15 protein-coding genes, 10 tRNA genes, 3 rRNA genes and 3 pseudogenes are annotated in these 24726 nt (G+C 43.0%); 4 read left to right on the top strand and 27 right to left on the bottom strand.

From position 1 onward, the window contains the following. The first annotated feature begins 36 nt into the window (after positions 1-36). Together rlmD and YYK_RS10340 are read left to right on the top strand one after the other, a co-directional pair. Positions 37-1389: a 23S rRNA (uracil(1939)-C(5))-methyltransferase RlmD gene (gene rlmD / locus YYK_RS02170; RefSeq protein ID WP_014917211.1), complete on the top strand. Its 1353-nt coding sequence runs from the start codon at positions 37-39 to the stop codon at positions 1387-1389. A 284-nt stretch (positions 1390-1673) separates the two neighbouring features. Next, positions 1674-1877, top strand: a pseudogene (locus YYK_RS10340) (transposase); the annotation flags it as partial. Between the two features lie 69 nt (positions 1878-1946). On the opposite strand, the gene YYK_RS02165 reads toward YYK_RS10340, so the two are convergent. The 16 genes from YYK_RS02165 to YYK_RS02090 form a co-directional block, all read right to left on the bottom strand. Next, a tRNA-Pro gene (locus YYK_RS02165) sits at positions 1947-2020 on the bottom strand. Between the two features lie 47 nt (positions 2021-2067). After that, positions 2068-2141, bottom strand: a tRNA-Arg gene (locus YYK_RS02160). Positions 2142-2159: 18 nt separating this feature from the next. Next, a tRNA-Leu gene (locus YYK_RS02155) sits at positions 2160-2243 on the bottom strand. A gap of 7 nt (positions 2244-2250) precedes the next feature. Beyond that, positions 2251-2322, bottom strand: a tRNA-Gly gene (locus YYK_RS02150). 12 nt (positions 2323-2334) lie between these two features. Then, positions 2335-2407: transfer RNA gene (locus YYK_RS02145), tRNA-Thr, on the bottom strand. Between the two features lie 14 nt (positions 2408-2421). Next, positions 2422-2503 (bottom strand) — tRNA-Leu (locus tag YYK_RS02140). A gap of 3 nt (positions 2504-2506) precedes the next feature. Beyond that, positions 2507-2579: transfer RNA gene (locus YYK_RS02135), tRNA-Lys, on the bottom strand. A 45-nt stretch (positions 2580-2624) separates the two neighbouring features. Then, positions 2625-2697, bottom strand: a tRNA-Asp gene (locus tag YYK_RS02130). A 2-nt stretch (positions 2698-2699) separates the two neighbouring features. Continuing rightward, positions 2700-2772: transfer RNA gene (locus YYK_RS02125), tRNA-Val, on the bottom strand. Positions 2773-2777: 5 nt separating this feature from the next. Further along, positions 2778-2893 (bottom strand): 5S ribosomal RNA (gene rrf, locus YYK_RS02120). 86 nt (positions 2894-2979) lie between these two features. Next, positions 2980-5883 (bottom strand): 23S ribosomal RNA (locus YYK_RS02115). A gap of 279 nt (positions 5884-6162) precedes the next feature. Next, a tRNA-Ala gene (locus tag YYK_RS02110) sits at positions 6163-6235 on the bottom strand. Between the two features lie 53 nt (positions 6236-6288). Beyond that, positions 6289-7837 (bottom strand): 16S ribosomal RNA (locus tag YYK_RS02105). Together the 16S, 23S and 5S rRNA genes with 10 tRNA genes alongside form the textbook arrangement of a ribosomal RNA operon. A 330-nt stretch (positions 7838-8167) precedes the next feature. Next, positions 8168-8710, bottom strand: a complete 543-nt coding sequence (gene hpf, locus YYK_RS02100) for a ribosome hibernation-promoting factor, HPF/YfiA family (protein ID WP_004194117.1) — start codon at positions 8708-8710, stop codon at positions 8168-8170. A gap of 76 nt (positions 8711-8786) precedes the next feature. Beyond that, complete coding sequence (locus YYK_RS02095; protein WP_004194119.1) at positions 8787-9452, bottom strand: ComF family protein; 666 nt, start codon at positions 9450-9452, stop codon at positions 8787-8789. After that, positions 9445-10737 (bottom strand): ATP-dependent helicase ComFA, encoded by a 1293-nt coding sequence (locus YYK_RS02090; protein ID WP_014917210.1) that lies wholly within the window; start codon positions 10735-10737, stop codon positions 9445-9447. The genes YYK_RS02095 and YYK_RS02090 overlap by 8 nt, the downstream gene beginning before the upstream one ends. Positions 10738-10793: 56 nt before the next feature. Between YYK_RS02090 and YYK_RS02085 the strand changes: the two genes are divergently transcribed. Both YYK_RS02085 and cysK read left to right on the top strand, forming a co-directional pair. Next, entirely contained in the window at positions 10794-11426 is a 633-nt protein-coding gene (locus YYK_RS02085; RefSeq protein ID WP_014636235.1) for a YigZ family protein, read from the top strand. 89 nt (positions 11427-11515) lie between these two features. Beyond that, a complete protein-coding gene (gene cysK, locus YYK_RS02080; protein ID WP_012774985.1) occupies positions 11516-12442 on the top strand; it encodes a cysteine synthase A in 927 nt (308 codons plus the stop codon). A 25-nt stretch (positions 12443-12467) separates the two neighbouring features. Here cysK and YYK_RS02075 read toward each other — a convergent pair whose 3' ends face one another. From YYK_RS02075 to YYK_RS02030, 11 genes and pseudogenes are all read right to left on the bottom strand, one after another. Then, a complete protein-coding gene (locus YYK_RS02075) occupies positions 12468-12839 on the bottom strand; it encodes a S1 RNA-binding domain-containing protein (protein ID WP_011921997.1) in 372 nt (123 codons plus the stop codon). A 1-nt stretch (position 12840) separates the two neighbouring features. Further along, positions 12841-14241 carry a bifunctional Cof-type HAD-IIB family hydrolase/peptidylprolyl isomerase gene (locus YYK_RS02070; RefSeq protein WP_011921996.1) on the bottom strand — a complete coding sequence of 467 codons (1401 nt, stop codon included), beginning with the start codon at positions 14239-14241 and terminating at the stop codon, positions 12841-12843. A gap of 49 nt (positions 14242-14290) precedes the next feature. Next, positions 14291-14932 carry a response regulator transcription factor gene (locus tag YYK_RS02065; RefSeq protein WP_002937025.1) on the bottom strand — a complete coding sequence of 214 codons (642 nt, stop codon included), beginning with the start codon at positions 14930-14932 and terminating at the stop codon, positions 14291-14293. After that, positions 14904-15920, bottom strand: coding sequence for an envelope stress sensor histidine kinase LiaS (locus tag YYK_RS02060; RefSeq protein WP_002937028.1), 1017 nt, complete (start codon positions 15918-15920; stop codon positions 14904-14906). Before YYK_RS02060 ends, YYK_RS02065 begins: the two co-directional genes overlap by 29 nt. Next, a complete protein-coding gene (gene liaF, locus YYK_RS02055) occupies positions 15917-16612 on the bottom strand; it encodes a cell wall-active antibiotics response protein LiaF (RefSeq protein ID WP_012774984.1) in 696 nt (231 codons plus the stop codon). Before liaF ends, YYK_RS02060 begins: the two co-directional genes overlap by 4 nt. A 420-nt stretch (positions 16613-17032) precedes the next feature. Then, positions 17033-17248 (bottom strand): annotated as a pseudogene (locus tag YYK_RS10525) (serine/threonine protein kinase); the annotation flags it as partial. A 108-nt stretch (positions 17249-17356) separates the two neighbouring features. Continuing rightward, positions 17357-19027: pseudogene (gene pknB / locus YYK_RS02050) on the bottom strand (Stk1 family PASTA domain-containing Ser/Thr kinase); the annotation flags it as partial. Beyond that, entirely contained in the window at positions 19027-19764 is a 738-nt protein-coding gene (locus YYK_RS02045) for a Stp1/IreP family PP2C-type Ser/Thr phosphatase (protein ID WP_012774983.1), read from the bottom strand. The gene YYK_RS02045 and the pseudogene pknB, both read right to left, overlap by 1 nt. Before the next feature lie 37 nt (positions 19765-19801). Beyond that, the gene (gene rsmB, locus YYK_RS02040; RefSeq protein ID WP_011921990.1) at positions 19802-21115 is read right to left on the bottom strand and encodes a 16S rRNA (cytosine(967)-C(5))-methyltransferase RsmB; all 1314 of its coding nucleotides are present in this window, start codon (positions 21113-21115) and stop codon (positions 19802-19804) included. After that, entirely contained in the window at positions 21102-22040 is a 939-nt protein-coding gene (gene fmt / locus YYK_RS02035; protein ID WP_011921989.1) for a methionyl-tRNA formyltransferase, read from the bottom strand. Before fmt ends, rsmB begins: the two co-directional genes overlap by 14 nt. A 131-nt stretch (positions 22041-22171) precedes the next feature. Beyond that, positions 22172-24562, bottom strand: coding sequence for a primosomal protein N' (locus tag YYK_RS02030; protein WP_012774982.1), 2391 nt, complete (start codon positions 24560-24562; stop codon positions 22172-22174). Positions 24563-24726 lie beyond the last annotated feature (164 nt).

The raw sequence follows: 24726 nt of genomic DNA, 5'->3' as shown, positions 1-24726 counted from the left end.
CTTTCATTATACAGGATTTTTCGGTAAAATAATAATATGAATCTACAAGTAAACCAACGAATCCCCTTAAAAATCAAACGAATGGGCATCAACGGAGAAGGCATCGGATTTTATCAAAAAACGCTAGTCTTTGTCCCTGGTGCCCTTAAGGGAGAAGAAATTTTTTGTCAAATTACCTCAGTCAAACGAAATTTCGTTGAAGCAAAATTGTTAAAAATCAACAAGGAATCAAAATTCCGTGTCAAGCCGGCCTGTGACATCTATCGAGCCTGTGGTGGTTGTCAAATCATGCACCTCCGCTATGATAAACAATTAGACTTCAAACAAGATCTCTTGCAGCAGGCCCTAAAAAAGTTCAAACCAGCTGGCTACGAAAACTATACTATTTATCCAACAATCGGTATGGATAAGCCTAGCCACTATCGTGCCAAATTACAGTTCCAGACTCGATCTTTCAAAGATCAAGTCAAGGCCGGTCTCTATGCGGAAAATTCCCATCGCTTGATTGGAATTACGAATTGTTACGTCCAAGATGCCGAAACACAAGAGATTATCAACGGAATCGCAAAGCTACTCACCAAGCACCGTATTCCTATTTATAATGAGCGCAAGCAACATGGAATCCGCACGGTCATGGTCCGCAAGGCTCGAAAAACAGGTCAAGTTCAAGTGATATTTATCACCTCTTGTCAGGTTAATCTTATTAAATTAATTGATGAACTCACCAGTCAATTTCCAAGTATAATCACTATTGCTCTAAACTGGAATAGACAGAAAACGAGTGATATTTATGGTGAAAAAACAGAAATTTTATGGGGAGAACAAGCTATCGATGAAGCTGTTTTAGATTACGAATTCTCACTATCTCCACGGGCATTTTACCAATTAAATCCCCAACAAACAGAAATTCTCTATGGCGAGGCCGTCAAGGCTTTGGATATTTCAGGAGATGAAGACTTGATTGATGCCTACTGTGGCGTGGGTACAATCGGCTTCGCCTTTGCTAAAAAGGTCAAATCTGTTCGAGGTATGGACATTATTCCAGAAGCCATCGAGGATGCTAAAGCAAACGCTAAGCGAATGGGACTATCCAATACCCACTATGAGGCAGGTAAAGCAGAAGAAATCATTCCAAAGTGGTACCAAGAAGGCTACAGGGCCGATGCCTTGGTAGTTGATCCTCCACGAACTGGACTCGACGAAAAGCTCCTCAAAACCATTTTGAATTACAAACCAGCTAAAATGGTTTATGTAGCCTGCAACGTCTCCACTCTTGCAAGGGACCTTGTTGAGCTAAGCAAAGCCTACAAGGTAGAATACATTCAATCTGTTGACATGTTTCCCCACACAGCACGGACCGAGGCGGTTGTTAAACTAAGCAAAAAATAAAAGGCACTATAAGACTATGACGGGTAAACCCACTATGGTCATATAGAGCCTTTTTGAGTGTAGAAAAAAGTCCCCTACGACCTACACTGATACCCATTTAAAATCAAAAATAGCCACCTACCACTCAAAGTAGATATGGAGCATTTTGATTTTGTTATTTTTTGAGAAAAAAACAGCTACTTGAAATCCACAATCCTCAACTCAAACTTATAAATTAAGGTTTTACATGTTATAAGTAAATTAGACTTGCTATTTTTGATTTTTATTGAGTATGAAAAACAACAAAACTCACAATTTCCAACACCAAATCAGAAACAACTAACAATCTCATCAAAGTCATTAAAAGAAATGCCTTTGGATTCAGGAAAATGGAAACTAGAAAAACGGATTTTGATGCTTTGAACAGTGAAAAGCTGAGGAGAGCTCTTTTCAGCTCATCTCCTAAAAACAAGAAAGAGAGAACGAATTTCGTCCTCTCTAGGTGTTAGCTTTTCATCTACCCACTACAGTTGACAAAGAGCCAAAAAAAAAAGAACATTGCTGCTCTCTTACAATAATCGGGAAGACAGGATTCGAACCTGCGACACCTTGGTCCCAAACCAAGTACTCTACCAAGCTGAGCTACTTCCCGATACTATTAAAAATAAAGCTCCCCTAACGTCTCCATTAAGCGAGTGATGCACCCTAGAGGATTCGAACCTCTAACCGCCTGATTCGTAGTCAGGTACTCTATCCAGTTGAGCTAAGGGTGCTAACTATTATAATCTTCATGCCGAGGACCGGAATCGAACCGGTACGATGTTGCCATCGCAGGATTTTAAGTCCTGTGCGTCTGCCAGTTCCGCCACCCCGGCCTCTCAAAGCGAACGACGGGATTCGAACCCGCGACCCCCACCTTGGCAAGGTGGTGTTCTACCACTGAACTACGTTCGCAATCTTTCCTAATGCCGGCTACATGACTTGAACACGCGACCCTCTGATTACAAATCAGATGCTCTACCAACTGAGCTAAGCCGGCCTATTTCCATTCTATGCGGGTTAAGGGACTTGAACCCCCACGCCCGAAAGCGCCAGATCCTAAATCTGGTGCGTCTGCCAATTCCGCCAAACCCGCATATGACTCGTGCTGGGCTCGAACCAGCGACCCATTGATTAAAAGTCAATTGCTCTACCAACTGAGCTAACGAGTCTTTACTTAATTATATTACTTGAAACATATGATTGATTCGTTTCAACGGTCCCGACGGGAATCGAACCCGCGATCTTCGCCGTGACAGGGCGACGTGATAACCGCTACACTACGGGACCTATGGGAGTTAACGGGATCGAACCGCTGACCCTCTGCTTGTAAGGCAGATGCTCTCCCAGCTGAGCTAAACTCCCAATTTGCTAAGCGACTACCGTATCTAACAGGGGGCAACCCCCAACTACTTCAGGCGTTCTAGGGCTTAACTGCTGTGTTCGGCATGGGTACAGGTGTATCTCCTAGGCTATCGTCACTTAACTACTGAGTCTTGTCAACTCAAAATTGAATATCTATATTCTAACAAGAAACCGATCGCTTGTCAATATTGACTCTAGTTTATTTCTTTGGATAAGTCCTCGAGCGATTAGTATTGGTCCGCTACATGTGTCGCCACACTTCCACTTCCAACCTATCTACCTGATCATCTCTCAGGGCTCTTACTAACATAAAGTTATGGGAAATCTCATCTTGAGGTGGGTTTCACACTTAGATGCTTTCAGCGTTTATCCCGTCCCTACATAGCTACCCAGCGATGCCTTTGGCAAGACAACTGGTACACCAGCGGTAAGTCCACTCTGGTCCTCTCGTACTAGGAGCAGATCCTCTCAAATTTCCTACGCCCGCGACGGATAGGGACCGAACTGTCTCACGACGTTCTGAACCCAGCTCGCGTGCCGCTTTAATGGGCGAACAGCCCAACCCTTGGGACCGACTACAGCCCCAGGATGCGACGAGCCGACATCGAGGTGCCAAACCTCCCCGTCGATGTGAACTCTTGGGGGAGATAAGCCTGTTATCCCCAGGGTAGCTTTTATCCGTTGAGCGATGGCCCTTCCATACGGAACCACCGGATCACTAAGCCCGACTTTCGTCCCTGCTCGAGTTGTAGCTCTCGCAGTCAAGCTCCCTTATACCTTTACACTCTGCGAATGATTTCCAACCATTCTGAGGGAACCTTTGGGCGCCTCCGTTACCTTTTAGGAGGCGACCGCCCCAGTCAAACTGCCCGTCAGACACTGTCTCCGATAGGGATAACCTATCCGGGTTAGAGTAGCCATAACACAAGGGTAGTATCCCAACAGCGCCTCAGTCGAAACTGGCGTCCCGACTTCGTAGGCTCCTACCTATCCTGTACATGTGGTACAGATACTCAATATCAAACTGCAGTAAAGCTCCATGGGGTCTTTCCGTCCTGTCGCGGGTAACCTGCATCTTCACAGGTACTAAAATTTCACCGAGTCTCTCGTTGAGACAGTGCCCAAATCATTACGCCTTTCGTGCGGGTCGGAACTTACCCGACAAGGAATTTCGCTACCTTAGGACCGTTATAGTTACGGCCGCCGTTTACTGGGGCTTCAATTCAGATCTTCGCTTGCGCTAAACCCTCCTCTTAACCTTCCAGCACCGGGCAGGCGTCACCCCCTATACATCATCTTACGATTTAGCAGAGAGCTGTGTTTTTGATAAACAGTTGCTTGGGCCTATTCACTGCGGCTGACTTTAAGCCAGCACCCCTTCTCCCGAAGTTACGGGGTCATTTTGCCGAGTTCCTTAACGAGAGTTCTCTCGCTCACCTGAGGCTACTCGCCTCGACTACCTGTGTCGGTTTGCGGTACGGGTAGAGTATGATACATCGCTAGAAGCTTTTCTCGGCAGTGTGACGTCACTAACTTCGCTACTTAACTTCGCTCCCCATCACAGCTCAATGTTACAGATACAAGCATTTGACTCATATCACACCTCACTGCTTAGACGGGCACTTCCAATCGCCCGCTTTAGTTAGCCTACTGCGTCCCTCCATCACTTCATACTCTAGTACAGGAATATCAACCTGTTGTCCATCGGATACACCCTTCGGTCTCTCCTTAGGTCCCGACTAACCCAGGGCGGACGAGCCTTCCCCTGGAAACCTTAGTCTTACGGTGGATGGGATTCTCACCCATCTTTCGCTACTCATACCGGCATTCTCACTTCTATGCGTTCCAGCACTCCTCACGGTATACCTTCTTCACACATAGAACGCTCTCCTACCATAACACTAAAGTGTTATCCACAGCTTCGGTAAATTGTTTTAGCCCCGGTACATTTTCGGCGCAGGGTCACTCGACTAGTGAGCTATTACGCACTCTTTGAATGAATAGCTGCTTCTAAGCTAACATCCTAGTTGTCTGTGCAACCCCACATCCTTTTCCACTTAACAATTATTTTGGGACCTTAGCTGGTGGTCTGGGCTGTTTCCCTTTCGACTACGGATCTTAGCACTCGCAGTCTGACTGCCGACCATAAATCATTGGCATTCGGAGTTTATCTGAAATCAGTAAACCGAGATGGCCCCCTCATCCAAACAGTGCTCTACCTCCAAGATTCTCAAATGTCGACGCTAGCCCTAAAGCTATTTCGGAGAGAACCAGCTATCTCCAAGTTCGTTTGGAATTTCTCCGCTACCCACAAGTCATCCAAGCACTTTTCAACGTGCCCTGGTTCGGTCCTCCAGTGCGTCTTACCGCACCTTCAACCTGCTCATGGGTAGGTCACATGGTTTCGGGTCTACGACATAATACTAATCCGCCCTATTAAGACTCGGTTTCCCTACGGCTCCGTCTCTTCAACTTAACCTCGCATCATATCGTAACTCGCCGGTTCATTCTACAAAAGGCACGCTCTCACCCATTAACGGGCTCGAACTTGTTGTAGGCACACGGTTTCAGGTTCTATTTCACTCCCCTTCCGGGGTACTTTTCACCTTTCCCTCACGGTACTGGTTCACTATCGGTCACTAGAGAGTATTTAGGGTTGGGAGATGGTCCTCCCGGATTCCGACGAGATTTCGCGTGTCTCGCCGTACTCAGGATACTGCTAGGTATAAAAAATATTTTAAATACGAGGCTATTACTCTCTTTGGCCTACCTTCCCAGGTAGTTCTTCTATACTCTTTAAGTCCACATTGCAGTCCTACAACCCCGAGGAGTAAACTCCTCGGTTTGCCCTCCTGCCGTTTCGCTCGCCGCTACTAAGGCAATCGCTTTTGCTTTCTCTTCCTGCAGCTACTTAGATGTTTCAGTTCACTGCGTCTTCCTCTTCACTACCTTAACAGTAGTGAGTGACAGGCATTACCTGCCGGGTTCCCCCATTCGGACATCCCTGGATCATTGCTTACTTACAGCTCCCCAAGGCATTTCGTCGTTAGTCACGTCCTTCATCGGCTTCTAGTGCCAAGGCATCCACCGTGCGCCCTTATTAACTTAACCTTATAATCGTACTCAGACTAGAAAACTAGTGATTTAGACAAATCCTCTTGTAGTCCTTAGACTACTGCGATGATTTCCTAAAATCATACGTTTTCCTTAACGTCTTCGTAACTTGTTTTAACCTAATTTTTTCAAAAATTAGAAAACTCATTAAATATTCACAGCGTTTTCGGTTTATTTTCTTGTTACTATTTCTATACGTACTTTTACATACGTTTAGGAATGTTTGATAGATATTCAATTTTCAATGGACAAAATCTTAACAACTTCCGTTGTTAATGGAGCCTAGCGGGATCGAACCGCTGACCTCCTGCGTGCAAAGCAGGCGCTCTCCCAGCTGAGCTAAGGCCCCACAAGACCTCTCAAAATTAAAGAAGACTGACGTACAGGTTTCCATTTCCTTAGAAAGGAGGTGATCCAGCCGCACCTTCCGATACGGCTACCTTGTTACGACTTCACCCCAATCATCTATCCCACCTTAGGCGGCTGGCTCCTAAAAGGTTACCTCACCGACTTCGGGTGTTACAAACTCTCGTGGTGTGACGGGCGGTGTGTACAAGGCCCGGGAACGTATTCACCGCGGCGTGCTGATCCGCGATTACTAGCGATTCCGACTTCATGTAGGCGAGTTGCAGCCTACAATCCGAACTGAGACTGGCTTTAAGAGATTAGCTTGCCGTCACCGACTTGCGACTCGTTGTACCAGCCATTGTAGCACGTGTGTAGCCCAGGTCATAAGGGGCATGATGATTTGACGTCATCCCCACCTTCCTCCGGTTTATTACCGGCAGTCTCGCTAGAGTGCCCAACTGAATGATGGCAACTAACAATAGGGGTTGCGCTCGTTGCGGGACTTAACCCAACATCTCACGACACGAGCTGACGACAACCATGCACCACCTGTCACCGATGCTCCGAAGAGAAACCCTATCTCTAGGGCGGTCATCGGGATGTCAAGACCTGGTAAGGTTCTTCGCGTTGCTTCGAATTAAACCACATGCTCCACCGCTTGTGCGGGCCCCCGTCAATTCCTTTGAGTTTCAACCTTGCGGTCGTACTCCCCAGGCGGAGTGCTTAATGCGTTAGCTGCGGCACTGAGTCCCGGAAAGGACCCAACACCTAGCACTCATCGTTTACGGCGTGGACTACCAGGGTATCTAATCCTGTTCGCTCCCCACGCTTTCGAGCCTCAGCGTCAGTTACAGACCAGAGAGCCGCTTTCGCCACCGGTGTTCCTCCATATATCTACGCATTTCACCGCTACACATGGAATTCCACTCTCCCCTTCTGCACTCAAGTTTGACAGTTTCCAAAGCGTACTATGGTTAAGCCACAGCCTTTTACTTCAGACTTATCAAACCGCCTGCGCTCGCTTTACGCCCAATAAATCCGGACAACGCTCGGGACCTACGTATTACCGCGGCTGCTGGCACGTAGTTAGCCGTCCCTTTCTGGTAAGATACCGTCAAGTGAGAAACTTTCCACTCTTCTCACAGTTCTTCTCTTACAACAGAGCTTTACGATCCGAAAACCTTCTTCACTCACGCGGCGTTGCTCGGTCAGGGTTGCCCCCATTGCCGAAGATTCCCTACTGCTGCCTCCCGTAGGAGTCTGGGCCGTGTCTCAGTCCCAGTGTGGCCGATCACCCTCTCAGGTCGGCTATGTATCGAAGCCTTGGTGAGCCGTTACCTCACCAACTAGCTAATACAACGCAGGTCCATCTCATAGTGAAGCAATTGCTCCTTTCAAATATCTACCATGCGGTAAATACTGTTATGCGGTATTAGCTATCGTTTCCAATAGTTATCCCCCGCTATGAGGCAGGTTACCTACGCGTTACTCACCCGTTCGCAACTCATCCGTCTAGTGCAAGCACCAGACTTCAGCGTTCTACTTGCATGTATTAGGCACGCCGCCAGCGTTCGTCCTGAGCCAGGATCAAACTCTCATAAAAAGTTTTGATTCAAACTCAAGCTATTGCTAGCTTTCCGTTTTATTGTTTTGTTTTGTCATTGACGATTTATCTTTAGATAAATCACCCTGCACGTTTGGTTCGTCTTCTTTAATTTTCAAAGGTCTTGTCGTTATCGCGCTCTCGCGACAACTATCTTAGTTTATCATTTCTTGTGAACTTTGTCAACACTTTTTTGAAACTTTTTTCGTTTCTCTGTTAACTAGTCCCTCAAGAGACAACTCATTTATTCTATCACGACTTATATACATTGTCAACCGGTTTTTTGAAAATGATAAAACAGCTGCAAAAACTGCAACTGTTTTATTATCTTTATTGACGTACCTCTAGAAGACCCAAATCTCCATCTTCGCGTCTATACAATACATTTGTTGTACCGTCATTAGCATCTGTATAGATAAAGAAATCATGTCCGAGCAACTCCAATTGGAGGACTGCTTCTTCCATATCCATTGGTTTCAAGTCTACTTGCTTAGTACGAACCACTTTTACTTCCTCGCCTGTTTGCTCAACAAGTTCATCTGTAAAGACTTGACCAGTTGCCACTTTTTGACGATGCTTTCGTTCAATCTTGGTTTTGTTACGACGAATTTGGCGTTCAATCTTATCTACTACAAGATCGATAGAGCCATACATTTCTTGTGAAATATCTTCTGCGCGAAGTGTAACTGCTCCAACTGGAATTGTCACTTCTACTTTTGCGCGCTTGTCACGGTAAACTTTTAGATTTACTTTAGCATTCAACTCTTGTTCTTCATTGAAATATTTCTCAATCTTAGCCACTTTCTCTTCTACATAGGTGCGAAGTGCTTCTGTAACTTCAAGGTTTTCTCCACGAATACTGAATTTAATCATATTAGTACCTCTTTCTTGGCTTTCGCCTTTCTTCACTATTATTATACCACATTATAGGGATATTGCAACCGTTTTCTTATCGTGTTAGTGAAAATGTTTTGATTTCTTTCCTACCAATTTTCATGAAAAGTTCTACAGCAAGTTGGATTGTGGCTCCTGTTGTATATATATCGTCGAATAATAATATTTTTTCTGGCACTTCTTTTTCATCTAATAGATAGAACATCTGTTTTGCTTCTAGTCTCTCTGCACGATTTTTAGATGATTGTTTTTGGCTTTCATACTTTCCAAGAAGGGACTGATAGGGAATATTTGTAGCATCCAAAAGTCCTTCCACTTGATTAAAACCGCGTTCTGATAGTCGTTTTTGACTAATTGGTATGGGAACAATTGTGTAGTCAGGAAATTGGCTTAACGCTATTCTAAGCTTTTTAGCAAAAATATTTCTTAAAACATAGTCTCCTTGAAATTTGTAGCGACTAAAATAATGCGCCATCGCTTGATTATATTGGTACAAAGCTGTGTGGACAACTGGTTTCCCTTGATTCTGCCAGTACTGACAATCCTTGCAACTTTCCGATTCCCCATTTTTATAACAATGTGGACAGTGTTGCTCTGCTATTTCCTCAAAAGTCGAAAAACATTCTTCACAGATGCCCGATTTTTCTTTACTAAAGAAGATGAGATCTGAAAATCTTGTTTTATTTTTCATAGCTTGACCGCACAATAGGCAATTAGACATAACCAGCCTCCTTGTTCATCTGTTTAATTTCAGCGACTGCCTTTTCAATGGCTCCTGTACTTCCCTCATGATAAAACTGGAGTAAACCAGTCGGACGTTCCATACTCCTTCCGACTCGGCCTGCAATCTGAACAAGACTTGACACTGTGTAGAGGTAATGATTGGCTTGAACAACAAAGACGTCTACACATGGGAAGGTCACCCCACGTTCAAGAATAGTAGTCGAGATTAAGACTGTGATTTTTCTCTTGCGAAACCCTTCAACTATTTCAAGGCGATTTTCTGTTTGACTGGATACAAAGCCAATTGTTTCTTCTGGGAATGTTTTTTTCATTATCTTGGTAAATTCTTGACCTTTGGAGATTTCTGGGACAAAAATGAGTAAGGGAAAGCACGACTTTCTCTGTTCTTCAATCGCTTTTTTCAACTTTGGAACTAGTCTATTTTTCTTTAGGGTATCATCGAATTTACTAAACCAGACTTTTTGCGGGACAACAAGTGGGTTGCCATGAAAGCGCCTTGGCAAACTAAGACGACTTAATTTACCTGTTCTGACTTTTTTATCCAATTCATCTGTTGAAGTCGCTGTCAGAAAAACTTGAACACCAGCTTCCTTGACCGCATTGTCTGCTGCTCGATAGAGCATGGGATTATCTGCATAGGGAAAGGCGTCTACTTCATCAATCAAAACCAAATCAAAGGCCTGATAAAATTTTAATAACTGATGTGTGGTTGCTACAACTAATGGGGTTCGGAAATAGGGTTCAGACTCTCCATGTAGTAAACTAATTGGAACTGAAAAGTCATTTTGCAGACGTTTATAGAGTTCGATACAAACATCAATTCGAGGACTGGCTAGGCAAACCGCTCCGCCTTTATCAATCACTGAGGCAACGGTGTGGTAGATCATTTCTGTCTTACCTGCTCCTGTTACTGCATGAACCAATGTCGCACGATTATTTTCCACGTTTGCAACTAGTCCATCTGAAATTCTTTGTTGCCAATCAGTTAATTGACCTTTCCACTTTAAACACTTAGTGATTGGAAAATCTTTCTGAGGAAAATGATAGAGTTTTTCGTCTGACCGTACTCTGCCTAGAAGCAAGCAGGCTCGACAGTAATAAGCATCGTTTGGCAATTTGTTTTCTTCTTCAAAAGTTGTTCCACAGCGAAAGCAGTTATTCTTTTTTGTAATACTTGGCACTTTTTCTGCTATTTCTCTTTCTTTTGCTGTCAATTGGTATTTGGTAAATAATCTTCCATAATAATTTTCTAATTCTTTCATCACTTATTTATTCGGAATTTCTTGTCAGTTTTTAAAAAAATTAGTACAATTTGGTTATGAAAGAATTTAAAACAATTAGAGAAGATGGTATTGTTGAAGAAGAAATTAAAAAGTCACGATTTATCTGCTTTATGAAACGAGTGACCAGCGAGGAGGAAGCTCGCGACTTTATCAACAAAATCAAGAAAGAGCATTACAAGGCTACTCATAACTGCTCTGCTTTTGTCCTTGGAGAAAATATGGAAATCAAGCGTTCCTCAGATGATGGGGAGCCGTCTGGTACTGCTGGTGTGCCAATGCTGACGGTTTTAGAAAATCACGAACTGACCAATGTCGCAACGGTGGTTACCCGCTATTTTGGAGGTATCAAACTCGGGGCAGGCGGACTTATTCGTGCTTACGCTGGAGCCGTGGCTAATGCAGTCAAGGAAATCGGGGTTGTGGAAGTTAAGGAGCAGGAAGGGATTTCCCTTAGCATGTCCTATGCCCAATACCAAGAGTTTGCCAATTGGCGAGCGGAGCAAGGTCTGGAAGAATTTGATACCCAGTTTACTACTGAAGTTTCAACCATGATTTTTGTAGATAAAGAATTCCTTGAACAAACCTTAGCAAGTCTCACTGACTTTTACCACGGAAAAGTATCCACGGAAAAAGCTAACTCTCGAATCGTTGAGGTACCTGTCTATTAAAAAAAGCTATCGGCGAGATAGTTTTTTTATATTATCCTTTTTTGACTTTCTACTATATAATGTATAATAACATTATTTGGAGGTGCCATATGGCTATTTATCAAAACATTACTCAATTAGTTGGAAAAACACCTGTTATTAAACTCAATAATATCGTTCCAGAGGGGGCAGCGGAGGTCTATGTGAAATTAGAGGCCTTTAACCCAGGATCTTCTGTAAAAGACCGTATCGCCTTGGCTATGATTGAAGATGCTGAAAAGGCTGGTACAATCAAACCTGGAGATACTATTGTTGAGCCAACAAGTGGTAACACTGGTATCGGTCTTGCTTGGGTTGGAGCAGCAAAAGGTTATAATGTGATTATCGTCATGCCTGAAACCATGAGTGTTGAGCGTCGTAAGATTATCCAAGCTTATGGAGCTGAACTTGTCTTGACTCCTGGTAGCGAAGGGATGAAGGGGGCTATCGCCAAAGCAAAAGAGATTGCTGAAGAAAAAAATGGCTGGGTTCCTTTCCAGTTTGCTAATCCATCCAATCCAAAAGTTCACGAAGATACAACAGGACAGGAAATTTTGGAAGACTTTGGCACAACTGGTTTAGATGCCTTTGTATCTGGCGTTGGTACTGGTGGTACCGTTTCAGGTGTTTCGCATGTTTTGAAGACAGCAAATCCAGATATTGCTATCTATGCTGTTGAAGCTGATGAATCAGCTGTCTTATCTGGTGAAGCACCTGGTCCGCACAAGATCCAAGGTATTTCGGCAGGTTTTATTCCAGATACTTTGGACACTAGCGCCTATGATGGCATTATTCGTGTCAAATCCGATGATGCCTTAGCTACAGGTCGTGCTATCGGTGGAAAAGAAGGATTCTTAGTTGGTATTTCTTCAGGTGCAGCAATTCACGCTGCTATCGAAGTCGCTAAGGAGTTGGGAACTGGGAAAAAAGTGTTGGCAATCTTGCCTGATAACGGAGAACGTTACTTGTCAACAGCTCTTTATGAGTTCAATGATTAAAAAGAAAGAAGGTTAGGAATGCATCCTATACCTTCTTTTCTTTGTGTTCTTTGAGATAGCCTTTAGCTTCCTCAATCCATTTCGGAAGTTGTTTTGCTAAGGGGGAAAAACCAATTTTATTCCGTTCATTTGTAAAACGATGATGGCACGGAATTTTTTGTTGTTCTTCTTCTAAGGTCCGGATTGATAAACTAGCCTTTTCAGTATATTCATCAAAATCAACTACCTGTACCAAAACCTCTTGCCCCAATTTTAAATGATCATAAATATTATCAACAAAACCTGTTTTGATTTCCGAGATATGGATTAGGCCCGTCGTCCCATTCTCTAATTGTACAAAGGCTCCATACGGTTGAATACCCGTTACCGTCCCCTTGAGTTTATCTCCGATTTTCATCTTAATCCTCTATTTCGATGGTCTCAATTACAACATCTTCATGTGGACAATCTGCTGAATCTGTTGCAACCGCTGCGATAGCATCCAAGACGACGAAGGATTCTTCATCAACTAGATGACCAAACACTGTGTGGCGTTGATCCAGATATGGTGTCCCGCCATTTTTGACATAGGCTTCTGCAACTTCTTTAGGCCAACCGCCTCGTTCTAATTCTTTCGCATTGTATGGGAAGTTTTGGTTTTGAACGATAAAGAATTGGCTTCCATTTGTATTTGGTCCTGCATTGGCCATTGACAAGGCTCCTCTGAGATTAAAAGCTTCCATTGAAAATTCATCTTCAAACGCAGTACCATAAATAGATTCACCACCCATACCTGTTCCGGTTGGATCGCCACCTTGAATCATAAAGTCTTTGATAATACGATGGAAGATAATTCCGTCATAATAGCCATCTTTAGAAAGAGCTACGAAATTTGCTACAGTTTTGGGTGCAATTTCAGGGAAGAGTTTTACTGTTAACTTACCATGGTTAGTCTTGATATGCGCAACTGGTCCTGTAACATTTTCCAAATCTAATTGCGGGAAATATTTTTCTTTTTCTACCATACCTAATTTCTCCAAGGCATCAAAAATGCCATCTTCTTCTACTTTTTTTGTGATATAATCTGCATGCTTTTGCAATTCTGGATGCGAATGCCCCATAGCGATACTAATTCCTGCATAATCGAATAACTCAATATCGTTGAGTCCATCTCCGAACACTAGGACATTTTCAGGTTTCAGGCCTAGTTTTTCAACAACCTTAGCAACACCAGTTGCTTTGGAAGAGCCTTTTAACACAATGTCCGATGAAATAGCATCCCAACGAACACTACGCAATTCTGCTTGCAACTCTTCTGGAAGTTCTACTTCGTGACCATCTTTCTCGAAAGTTAACAATTGATAGATATCATTTTCTTTATAAAAAGTTGGTTTTGTTTCCAAACCTTCATAAATCAAGTCAATTACTTGACTAATACGGTCAGTTCGTGCAGAAAGTGTCCCTTTTTGACTACTAAGCATACCATATTCGATTCCAATTTCTTTAGCCCAATTTAATACAGATTCTACTAAATTTTGGGGCATCGGCTGATGGTACACTACCTGACCTTTGGCATCTTCTACGTAGGAGCCGTTAATCATAGCGAAAAAGTCTGGCTTTAAGGCCTTGATTTCTGGCACCAAACCATAAGGCGTTCGTCCTGACGCAATTCCTGTCAAAATTCCCTTTTCTTTCAGTGATTTAAAAACCTGCTGAATTGATTCAGGAATGTAGCCTGTATTCTTCACACGTAGCGTGTCGTCAATGTCAAAAAAGACTATTTTTATTTTTTTTGCCTTATATCTGAGTTTTGCATCCATATAATTCCACTATCCTTTGGTTAAAAATTAACTAATTTTCATTATACCACTATTGGTCCTCTTGCGCCACCAAACCATGCTGGAAAGCATAAACAACTGCTTGAGTACGATCGCTAACAGCTAGTTTGGATAAGATATTGGAAACATGGGTCTTAACAGTTTTTAAGGATATGAAGGACTCATCTGCAATTCGTTGATTATCATATCCCTTGGCTAACAGCGTCAAGATTTCGCGTTCACGAGCTGTCAAGTCATCATGTAAATCTGGGTGGCGTTTATGGTGCTCTACTTTTTTCTCTACTTCTGTCTCAATAGCATATTCTCCAAGAGCTACCTTGCGGATGGCTGCTAAGATTTCGTCAGCACTTGACGTTTTCAACATATAGCCACGAGCTCCTGCTTCCAGCACAGGATAGATTTTCTCATTATCTAGATAGGAGGTCAGGATGACAATCTGCGCTTGCGGCCATTCCTTCAGCAAGGCCAGAGTTGCTTCTACGCCAGTCATCTTGGGCATAACCAAGTCCATCACTACAACATCAGGTTTAACCTCTAACGCTTTAGCCAAACCTTCCTCGCCATCACTAGCTTCTGCAACTACTTCAACATCTGGCTGTAAATTTAAGTAACTTTTCAATCCTAGGCGAACCATCTCATGGTCGTCAACCAGCATCACTCGAATCGTATTCATCTTCTTTTCCTTTCAATAGTGGGATACGAATATCGATCGCCACTCCCTTATTTGGAGCTGTGCGAATTTTTATCGTTCCAGCCATGTCTTCAACCCGCTCACGTATGTTTTGAAGACCGTAACTTAATTCATCATCTGCACCTTGTTGGAAGCCGATACCATCGTCTGTCATTTTCAACTGAAGTTCTGTTTCCTTCTGCAAGAGGTAAACATCCAAATGCTTGGCTTTGGCATGTCGCAAGGTATTACTGATAATTTCTTGCGCAATGCGGAAGAGATGTTCTTCAATTAGTTTCGGTAACTCCTCTACTTCATGTTGGAAATGAACGATAATATTACTTTTGTCGCTAACTTCACGCAAAATCAACTCAAATCCTTCAACCAAGGTTTTACTTTCAAGTTCACTTGGGCGTAGATGTAATAATAGGATGCGTAGGTCTCTTTGGGCAGACTCAATCATGTCTTTCACGAGCATCAGCTGTTCCTGCAAGGTTTCCTGCGGAAGAGTGGATAGATTGGACGATAATCCTGACAAAATCATGCTCGTTGCAAATAACTCTTGACTAACCGTATCATGCAAATCCCTGGCAATCCGTTTCCGTTCTCCCTCAACAATCTCTTCTTTCTTGACTAAATCTTGATTGTCAACCAGCTGCACCTGACGCGTGAGGTTTCTGACCTTATCAGACAACTGGAGCAAGAGCTGATCACTTTCGGTATCTGTTCGAATACTTTTATTCTTCAAGATAGCTTGTAACTTCGTCCGCATAACCTGAGTGGAGGCTAGGCTGACAGTTTGTACCATTACAGCTAGAAAAAGGGTCAAAACAATAACTAGTAGAATGAGAGTAAACACGAGCTGCTCCGTTGAAATCCAGAGCGTAACATCTAGCAATGAATAATTTAAAAGTGGGAGGGTGGAAGCAATCACCACAAAAACAATAAGACAGGCAAACCAGGCGAGGAGTAGGTAGGTACGTTTTCTCATACGCGAACCACCTCCACATCTCCCAGTATATTGTTGGTAACGACTTTTACACGTTTGTGTGATTCTTGATAATCGGGACTATTGACCGCTATACTTTCATTCCGCAAATCCCAATATGATTCACCCAGGAAACTTACTCGTCCATAGATACTAGTTGCTGAAAGTGCAACCTCAACATCAATTGGAACAATAATTTTTGTCCGTCCAAACGTTTTACGAATTACAACAATATTATCTCTGCCAACTAATACAGTCTTATCCAAATCAACTACATCATTGCCAAACAAGCGTACAATGTTAATATCTTCAAAACCAAACCTATCTTGAGAGTGGTCGTGGTTGCCAAACCATCTATTTTTCTCTTTTTGAACCTGTAGAGAATAGTCACTAAAAACAATGTGGGTATATTGATTTCTCTTTTCATAACGTGAAAAGAAATTAATCAGCATGTACACGACTAGTAGCATAATCCCAATAATGAAGAAGGGATTTAAAACAAAGACCAAAAATAATAGAGATAAGGAGCTGACCAGTAAAACACTGTTGACTTTTCTTCCTAGGAAGTACCAAATGACGAGTAATAAGGCAGAGAAAAGTAGCAGGGTCCGACTGGCCTCATTGGCTACCACATCAAAGGCTGCCATCGTAAAAATCATACTTTCTATTAGTAGAAAAAATTGAACTTTCCGCATCTTCTCCATCCTTTCTATACTATTGTAACAAAAAATAAGTAAAAGAACTCCATCCAAAGTAGGAAATATAGGACTGACTGATATATAGTTTTAGTTTACTTTTAGTTCAAAGCAAGTTGATGAAGTAATCAAAGAGAAACTAAAGGGCTATAAAACTAAATATTGTCTATACTATCAAGTAATACTCAATGAAAATCAAAAGTAGCCTAGGAAACGAAGTCGAAGATAGAACTGGAGTTCATCAAGGCAAGTTGACAACGGATAATTTTGATTTTCGAAGAGTATAAATGAGCTTTAATTTGATCTAGCATGACTTTTCCCCTTTTATTTTTAGTGTAACATAAAAAAACTAACCCATCACAAAATGTGATAGGTTAGATAACTTAATGACATTGGGTATCTCCCCAACCTTATTCATCTTTATTGTCCGCTACCTGTTGAAGTACTTGTACTTGTGGAACTTCCTGCTGAAGAATCGCTACTGGTTCTGGTTGATGCAACAGAGACATACAAGGTAACTGTTCCATCAATTGTTGCTCCAGCAGCAGGATATTGTCCAATGACGATGTCACTTGTCGTTGAATAATAGCTTCTATCTTCTTGTTTTTCAATACTTTCCGCATTGACACCCAAGGCTTGTAATTGACTACGCGCCTGTGAATAGGTGTAATTGCCAGATGTTAAATCAGGCATAATCAATTCTTTTCCTTTTGAAATAACTAGATTGATGATAGAACCTTTTGCCAACTCTGTATTGGCAACGGGATCTGTGCTGATAACCTGACCTGCAGTAACAGATGAGCTATATTCCTGAGTAATGGTTCCAATGCTGAAGCCTGCTGTCTGAAGAATTTGAGTAGCATTCTCCTGACTTTTTCCAACAACGTTTGGAACAACTTGTGGCGCCACTCCTTTGGAAACGTAAAGGGTAATTTTTGCACCCTTCTCAGCAGAACTATTTGCTCCTGGATCTGTTTTGATAACGAGTCCTTGGGCAACTTTTTCGCTATATTCTTCTTTTATTGTCACTTGGAAACCAAGGGCCTCCAATTCCTGCCGCGCAGTATCAGACTCCTTATCCACCACATCTGGAATAGATGCCAGCGCAGCCGTTGCTACTACAATATCAATCTTACTCCCTTGACGTCTGGTCGTCTTTGCAGCCGGAGAGGTCCGTATTACCAAGCCTTCATCTACAGTCGCTGTCGCTTCTTCTGTGATATTTCCAACTTCCAATCCTGCCACTTCAATCATTTCTGTAGCTTTTTCAACGGTTTGACCAGATACATCAGGGACTGTAACTGTTCGTGGAGTGTTGAAAAACATGAGTCCAGCCGCTATGACTGTTAACAAAATAGCTCCTATCAAGACTTTGTAGCGTGTACGTATGCCTGGCCTTGGTTTTGAAACAGGCTTATTTCCCGACTTCGCCACTTCTTTCTTACCAGACCCCTTATCCGTCGCAGAAACTTGAGCAGAACTGTTTGTATGCGGTACTTTCGTTTCAACATTGGCTTGGGAGAGTTTCGGCAAGGTTTTTGTATCAACCTTGTTCCCTTCTAGTTCAACCCTGGGTTCATTCTGACGATCCATGGATAGAGCCGAAGCTAAATCTGCATACATTTCTGCAACCGACTTATAGCGCTCGTTTAATTTTTTTGCCGTTGCTTTTAGTACAACATTTTCTAAGGCCTGAGGTACGTTGGCATTCTCTTCTCTAACAGATGGGAGAGGTTTTTGGAAATGCTGAAGAGCGATCGTCACAGCACTGTCTCCATCATAGGGAATGCGACCCGTCAACATTTCAAAAAGGATGATTCCCATCGCATAAATATCACTTTGAATGGTCGCTTTCGAACCACGCGCCTGCTCAGGTGAAAGATAGTGAACAGAACCCAACATGGAGTTGGTTTGTGTCAAACTCGTTTCAGCAAAGGCAACTGCAATACCAAAGTCTGTTACTTTAGCGACTCCATTGGAAGTCAAAAGGACGTTCTGAGGTTTCAAATCTCGATGGACAATTCCTCTCGTGTGCGCCATGCGCATAGCAAGGAGAATCTGTCCCATAATTCGCACCGCAACATCGTTGGAAAGTGGTGCATTTTCTTTTATATAACGTTTTAAATCGAGGCCATTGACATATTCCATAGCCAGATACTGTTGACCATCTTCTTCACCGATGTCCGAAATACGAACGATATTGGGATGGTCAAGTTCTGCCATGGCACGCGCTTCACGTTGAAAACGCTGGATAGCAATTTGATCTGTCTGATAGTTGGTCCGAAGAACTTTAACAGCAACCTCTTCTCCATCTAAAATCAAATCTCTTGCTAGGTAAACATCTGCCATACCGCCTCGACCAATTTGCCGAACGATTCGATACCGACCGGCAAAGATCTTACCGATTTGAATCATTACCTAGCCTCCTCCGTAATGTGAAGCAAACCTACTGTAATATTATCTAGACCGCCTGCATTATTGGCAAAACGTACAAGTGTTTCTACCTTGCTTTCAATTGAAACATCACTCAATACAATATCACGAATGTCCTCGGTTGGTATCATATTGGTTAAGCCATCGCTGTTAATAAGGACATAATCTCCAACCTCAAGAGTTTTCAAAGCAATGTCTGGTTCAATTGGTTCGGCTTGTCCAATGGACTGCGTTACAATATTTTTTTGAGGATGACGCTGTGCTTCTTCTTCTGTGAGCTGACCAGCTCGAACAAGGGCACCTACCAGCGAATGGTCGTTAGTTAGACGTGTATATTCGCCATCTCTAATCAATCCAACTCGTGAATCTCCAACATGGGCATAGATCATTTGATTGTCGATGACAACAACTGCCTCAAGAGTTGTTCCCATCCCCTTGTATTCTTCTGTCTGTCCAAGTTCATGAATCTTTTGGTTTTCAGCATCAATGATTGCAACCATCCATTCACGGACATCATTCAAAGTCACTAATTGAGTATCAACCCAAGCAGCTCCCAAATCTGTTGCTGCCATCTCACTAGCAATATGGCCGGCACGGTGACCACCCATTCCATCAGCTAACACGACCAAATCAATCCCTGCGCGGTTTTTGTAGCGATTGATATAGTCTTGGTTGTTCGAACGTTTCTGTCCTACATCAGTAAGTAATGCAATTTCCATAATTTTTATCGTTGCTAAGCAACTTCCTCCTCTTATTCTAGGATTTTCGTCTAAGTTGACCGATGAAAAAGCCATCTGTCTTATACTGTTCAGGGGTTATCAACAAGCAACCATCCACCATAATATCTGTTTGAGGGTGTTCTAGTGTCACCTGTTCAAAATTGGGATGGTTTTGCAGAAATTCTTGAATAACCTCTTGGTTTTCCTTAGCAATAATCGTACATGTGCTATAGGTTATTATACCACCAATTTTCAAGCTTTGGCAAACACTGTCCAGTATCTGCAACTGGATAGTCTTTAGAGAATCAAAATCCATCGATGCCTTATTATAACGAATATCTGGCTTACGGCGGATGAGTCCAATACCTGAACAAGGGGCATCCACTAGGATTTTATCAAAGGTATCTGGACCAAATTCCTCATGAACACGACTGGCGTCCAGACCTTTGGTCTCAATCTTATCTGCTAGGCCTAAACGACGTGCGTTTTCTTCAATCAGGTTTAGTTTATGATCATATAAATCCAACGCATAAACTTTTCCATCCGTAAGATAGCTTGCCATATGACAGGTCTTTCCACCCGGAGCCGCACAGGCATCCAAGATGATTTCATCTCCTTGAATATCCAAAGTCGGAGCTACCAATTGACTGGTTTCATCTTGAATAGTGATGAGTCCTTCCTTGAAATAATCTGTCCCCGCAAAGTGTCCATGAGGCTTAACCAACCCAACTGGTGATAACTGCGAGTGTTGAGCGCCTAGCTCCTCTGCCAATCGCTCCACTTGTTGACCATCTGTCACACGTACACTGGCCTTATTCCGATCATGTAAACTTTGGAAAATCTTCTCTGCACGTTCATCGCCATATTCTGCAATCAGGGTTTGGACCAACCAAACTGGCACAGAATACTGAACGGATAGACGTTTGTTCTTTCTTTTAATATCTGCTGGTTTCGGCAAGGAATCCTGACTAAGCTTACGCAAAATGGCATTAACAAATTTGTCAGTTCCAGGCTTTCGCTTGGCAATATTAACTGCCTCATTGACAACTGCGTGGGTAGGCAATTTGTCCAAATATACCAACTGGTAGAGGCTCAACATGAGGAGATAGTAGACCCAAGTGTCCAACTTTTCCCTATCTTCGATAAAATGTGCCAAATACCACTCTAGGGTAATTTTACGAGAAACCGTCCCATAAACCAATTCGGTCGCCAAGCCCTTGTCCTGTGCTGATAAACGAGAAGATTCTAGAGCCTTATTGAGAGCGATGTTCGAGTAAGCACCTTGATCAAAGACTTGTTCCAATACAGATAAGGCTAGACTTCTTGCTGTTTCATGTTTATTGATCACCAAATTGATCTCCTACTGCAATATCTCGACCTGCACCATTTAAAAAGTCTGCAATGGTCATTTTTGGCTTACCAGCTGGCTGGACAGTTTTCAGAGAAAGGGCTCCCTGACCTGTCGCAATGATCAATTCTTTCTTGCTTCGAGCAATAACCCGACCAACTGATCCTTCACCTTCTGCTTCTACAGCTTCTTGAATTTTAAACCGTTCGCCTTGCCAATAGGTGTGGGCAACGGGCCACGGGTACATACCGCGAATCTGATTAAATAGTTGACGAGCTGTCTTATTCCAATCCAGTACCTCTTCTTCTGGCTGGATATTTGGTGAGAAGGTTACCTGTTCTGGATTTTGAGCGACTGGTTTCAAGTCACCAGCAATATAGGCTGGTAAGGTTTGTAATAATAAATCTCGACCAACAACAGCCAACTTTTCAAACAAGGTGCCGACATTGTCGCTTTCTTCAATAGCAATGCTATCGCTGGAAATCATGTCACCGGCATCCATTTCCTTGACCATTTCCATGATGGTTACACCGGCACGTTCATCACCGTTAATCAAAGCGTAATGGATAGGGGCACCGCCACGGTATTTAGGAAGAAGAGAAGCATGAACATTGACCGCAAAGTCAACTGAGTTCAATAATTTGGTTGGTAGGAATTGCCCAAAAGCTGCCGTCACAATCCCATCTGCTCCTAAATTCATCAGCTCATCCATTTCTTGACTTCCAGATAGCTTCTCTGGTTGATAGACTGGTAAATTGTATTCCAAGGCTACTTCTTTCACAGGTGTCATTTGGATGACTTTTTTTCGTCCAACAGCTCGGTCTGGCTGGGTTACAACTGCCAGTATGTTATAATTCCCATCAGCTAAGAGCCCTCTTAAGACCGTCGCTGAAAACGCTGGCGTTCCCATAAAAATCAACTTTGTCATATTCGTGTTCTCATCTCCTTTTCATTTTCTGATTCATATCAATTATACTATCCCCTAATTATATCATTTTTGCTTATTTTTTCCTTAATCAAAGGTTCTTAAAACAAAAAAATGCAAGGTCAATAGTGACCTCACATCATATTCTGCGGTTCATTGTCAATAATCAGTCGCAAATCTTGATTTTCTCTCTCCTGTGTCCAATCCAAAATCTGATTCAATACCTCTTCCAAACGGTCTTCATGCCGGTATTTCAAGATGATCTGGTAGTGGTAGAGATTATGAGTTCTGGCAATAGGCTTGGGCGTCGGTCCCAAGATTTGAATTGCATCTGTTAAGTGTTGACGGAGAAAGGCTACAGTTTCATAGGCTTTTTTCACGACAAATTCTTCTGACTTGTGCGAAAAGGTTAGACCCACCGTAAAATAGTAAGGTGGATAGCCAAGATTTTTCCGAATGTCCATCTCATAACGATAGAAACCTTCATAGTCCTGCTCTTTGGCAAAAGCAATGGCATAATGATTGGGGTTATAGGTCTGGATCAGGACCTCTCCTTCCTTATCAGCTCGACCAGCCCGACCAGCTACCTGAGTTAGCAACTGGAAGGTCCGCTCAGAAGACCGAAAATCAGGCAAATTCAGAGCCGTATCCGCATTGAGCACCCCAACTAGGGTCACATTTGGAAAATCCAAGCCCTTGGCAATCATCTGAGTTCCCAGAAGAATATCCGCTTCGCCTCGACCAAACCGTTCGAGCAAGTCCTCATGAGCACCTTTTTTCTTGGTAGTATCCACATCCATACGCAAAATTCTAGCTTCTGGCAAGAGCTCCTGCAATTCATCGTAGGCCTTTTGCGTACCCGTCCCATAATAACGAATAGAACGACTTTGACAGTTTGGACAGGTCTGAGGAATCCCCTTTTGAAAACCACAATAATGGCAATTCATCGTTTTTGTATCCATGTGAAGCGTTAGGGAAATATCACAATTGGGACACTGGTCAACACTCCCACAATCACGACACATGACAAAAGAAGAATAACCACGCCTATTCAACATAAGAACGACCTGTTCCTTACGAGCCAATTTTTCTCTTATCTTTTCAATCAGAACAGGGGTAAAATTACTAGCCTCCTGCTGACCGATATAATCACGGAAATCCACAACTTCCACTTCTGGAATACGAGCCAAGGGATTGGCCCTCTGGTTAAGAGTCAGTCTTCCATAGACTCCTCGACTAGCCCGAGCCCGTGTTTCAAGACTCGGCGTAGCAGACCCCAAGACCAGGGTCGCTCGATTATAGTCTGCCCGCAACTTTGCCACATCACGCGCATGGTAGCGTGGATTGCTGTCCTGCTTGTAGGTCGCTTCATGCTCCTCATCAATGATGATAACACCCAAGTTTGTCAAAGGGGCAAAAATGGCCGAACGGGCCCCGACAACCACCTGGGCATTCCCCGCCTCAATCTTCCGCCACTCATCATACTTCTCTCCATCAGACAGACCGGAGTGAAGAATCGCGACCTGCTGACCAAAACGAGAAATAAAACGATTGGTCATCTGAGGGGTCAAGGAAATTTCAGGCACCAGCATAATAGCCGTTTTCCCCATCTTCAAGACCCTATCAATAACCTGGAGATAGACTTCCGTCTTCCCAGAACCTGTCACTCCTTGCAGTAGAAATGTCTGACTTTCCTGACCGATAGAGGCTACAATCTCCCGAACCGCAATGGCCTGCTCTGGATTCAAATCCAAGGCCTGCGTTTTTTCTACCTTATCAAAAACACCCTGAGTCCGCGACACTTCCTCTTCCCAGACTTCTATATAGCCTTTTTCTTGGAAATAGCGGAGCGTATCAGCTGAATAGTCCGATTTTAGGTTTGAAAGGAGCTGGTCTTCCGACTGTTCCAGAAGAAATTCCCTTAACTGCTGCCGTTTTTTAGCCCGATTGCTGATGTCTGCTTCTCGTAATTTCTCCAGACAAACTCGGTACCATTTTTCTGTCTTGATTTGCTTCTTATCCTTGGCCACATAGTCTACCAAGATTTTTCCTGACTGGGCCAGACGCATGATTTTCCCTTGCTCTGTCACGTCCAAGTCAGAAAAACGAATCTGCTCCTTATCACCAAACAGACTAATCTGCTCTGCCATTTCCAAACCAATCCCTGGACGGATCAATTTGTCATAGGTCGAATTGAGCAAGCTGGGTAGCATGGATTTTAAGAGAGTAATTTTATAGGAGAAGACCGACTTTCTCATCTGGTCCGCCAACCAAAATTGCTCTTGATTGAGAACAGGACTATAGTCCAAAACCTCGGCAAGCTCTTTCAAGTCTTGTAAGCTATTTTCATCATCTTCATCAATCAAATCAACTACAATCCCTTGAATCAGCCGATTTCCCTTACCAAAGGGTACATGGACACGCACGCCAACCTTGAGCCCCTCTTCCAACTCAGCTGGAACTCGATAGGAATAAGCTTGATCTGTCTGCATCAAAGGGACGTCTACAATAATCTGTGCTAACATACCATCTCGATTTATTTTACCTTCTAATATCACGACTGATGCGAACAAGGTTCACTTTATGTATAACCTTCAACTATTAGTTGGAGCAAATATTAAAAGATAAACTAAATGACCTGCCTCCTTTCTGTCAAAACTTTCATCATTCCGAAAGTGAAAAGAAACCC

The organism is Streptococcus suis S735 (genome assembly GCF_000294495.1).
Lineage (GTDB): Bacteria > Bacillota > Bacilli > Lactobacillales > Streptococcaceae > Streptococcus > Streptococcus suis.
Note: the sequence above shows the minus strand (reverse complement) of the source record. Positions and strands in the feature narration are given on the sequence as shown.

Coding starts and splice junctions, on each gene's coding strand:
- rlmD (WP_014917211.1), top strand. CDS start 37: ATGAATCTACAAGTAAACCAACGAATCCCCTTAAAAATCAAACGAATG.
- hpf (WP_004194117.1), bottom strand. CDS start 8,710: ATGATTAAATTCAGTATTCGTGGAGAAAACCTTGAAGTTACAGAAGCA.
- YYK_RS02095 (WP_004194119.1), bottom strand. CDS start 9,452: ATGTCTAATTGCCTATTGTGCGGTCAAGCTATGAAAAATAAAACAAGA.
- YYK_RS02090 (WP_014917210.1), bottom strand. CDS start 10,737: ATGAAAGAATTAGAAAATTATTATGGAAGATTATTTACCAAATACCAA.
- YYK_RS02085 (WP_014636235.1), top strand. CDS start 10,794: ATGAAAGAATTTAAAACAATTAGAGAAGATGGTATTGTTGAAGAAGAA.
- cysK (WP_012774985.1), top strand. CDS start 11,516: ATGGCTATTTATCAAAACATTACTCAATTAGTTGGAAAAACACCTGTT.
- YYK_RS02075 (WP_011921997.1), bottom strand. CDS start 12,839: ATGAAAATCGGAGATAAACTCAAGGGGACGGTAACGGGTATTCAACCG.
- YYK_RS02070 (WP_011921996.1), bottom strand. CDS start 14,241: ATGGATGCAAAACTCAGATATAAGGCAAAAAAAATAAAAATAGTCTTT.
- YYK_RS02065 (WP_002937025.1), bottom strand. CDS start 14,932: ATGAATACGATTCGAGTGATGCTGGTTGACGACCATGAGATGGTTCGC.
- YYK_RS02060 (WP_002937028.1), bottom strand. CDS start 15,920: ATGAGAAAACGTACCTACCTACTCCTCGCCTGGTTTGCCTGTCTTATT.
- liaF (WP_012774984.1), bottom strand. CDS start 16,612: ATGCGGAAAGTTCAATTTTTTCTACTAATAGAAAGTATGATTTTTACG.
- YYK_RS02045 (WP_012774983.1), bottom strand. CDS start 19,764: ATGGAAATTGCATTACTTACTGATGTAGGACAGAAACGTTCGAACAAC.
- fmt (WP_011921989.1), bottom strand. CDS start 22,040: ATGACAAAGTTGATTTTTATGGGAACGCCAGCGTTTTCAGCGACGGTC.
- YYK_RS02030 (WP_012774982.1), bottom strand. CDS start 24,562: ATGTTAGCACAGATTATTGTAGACGTCCCTTTGATGCAGACAGATCAA.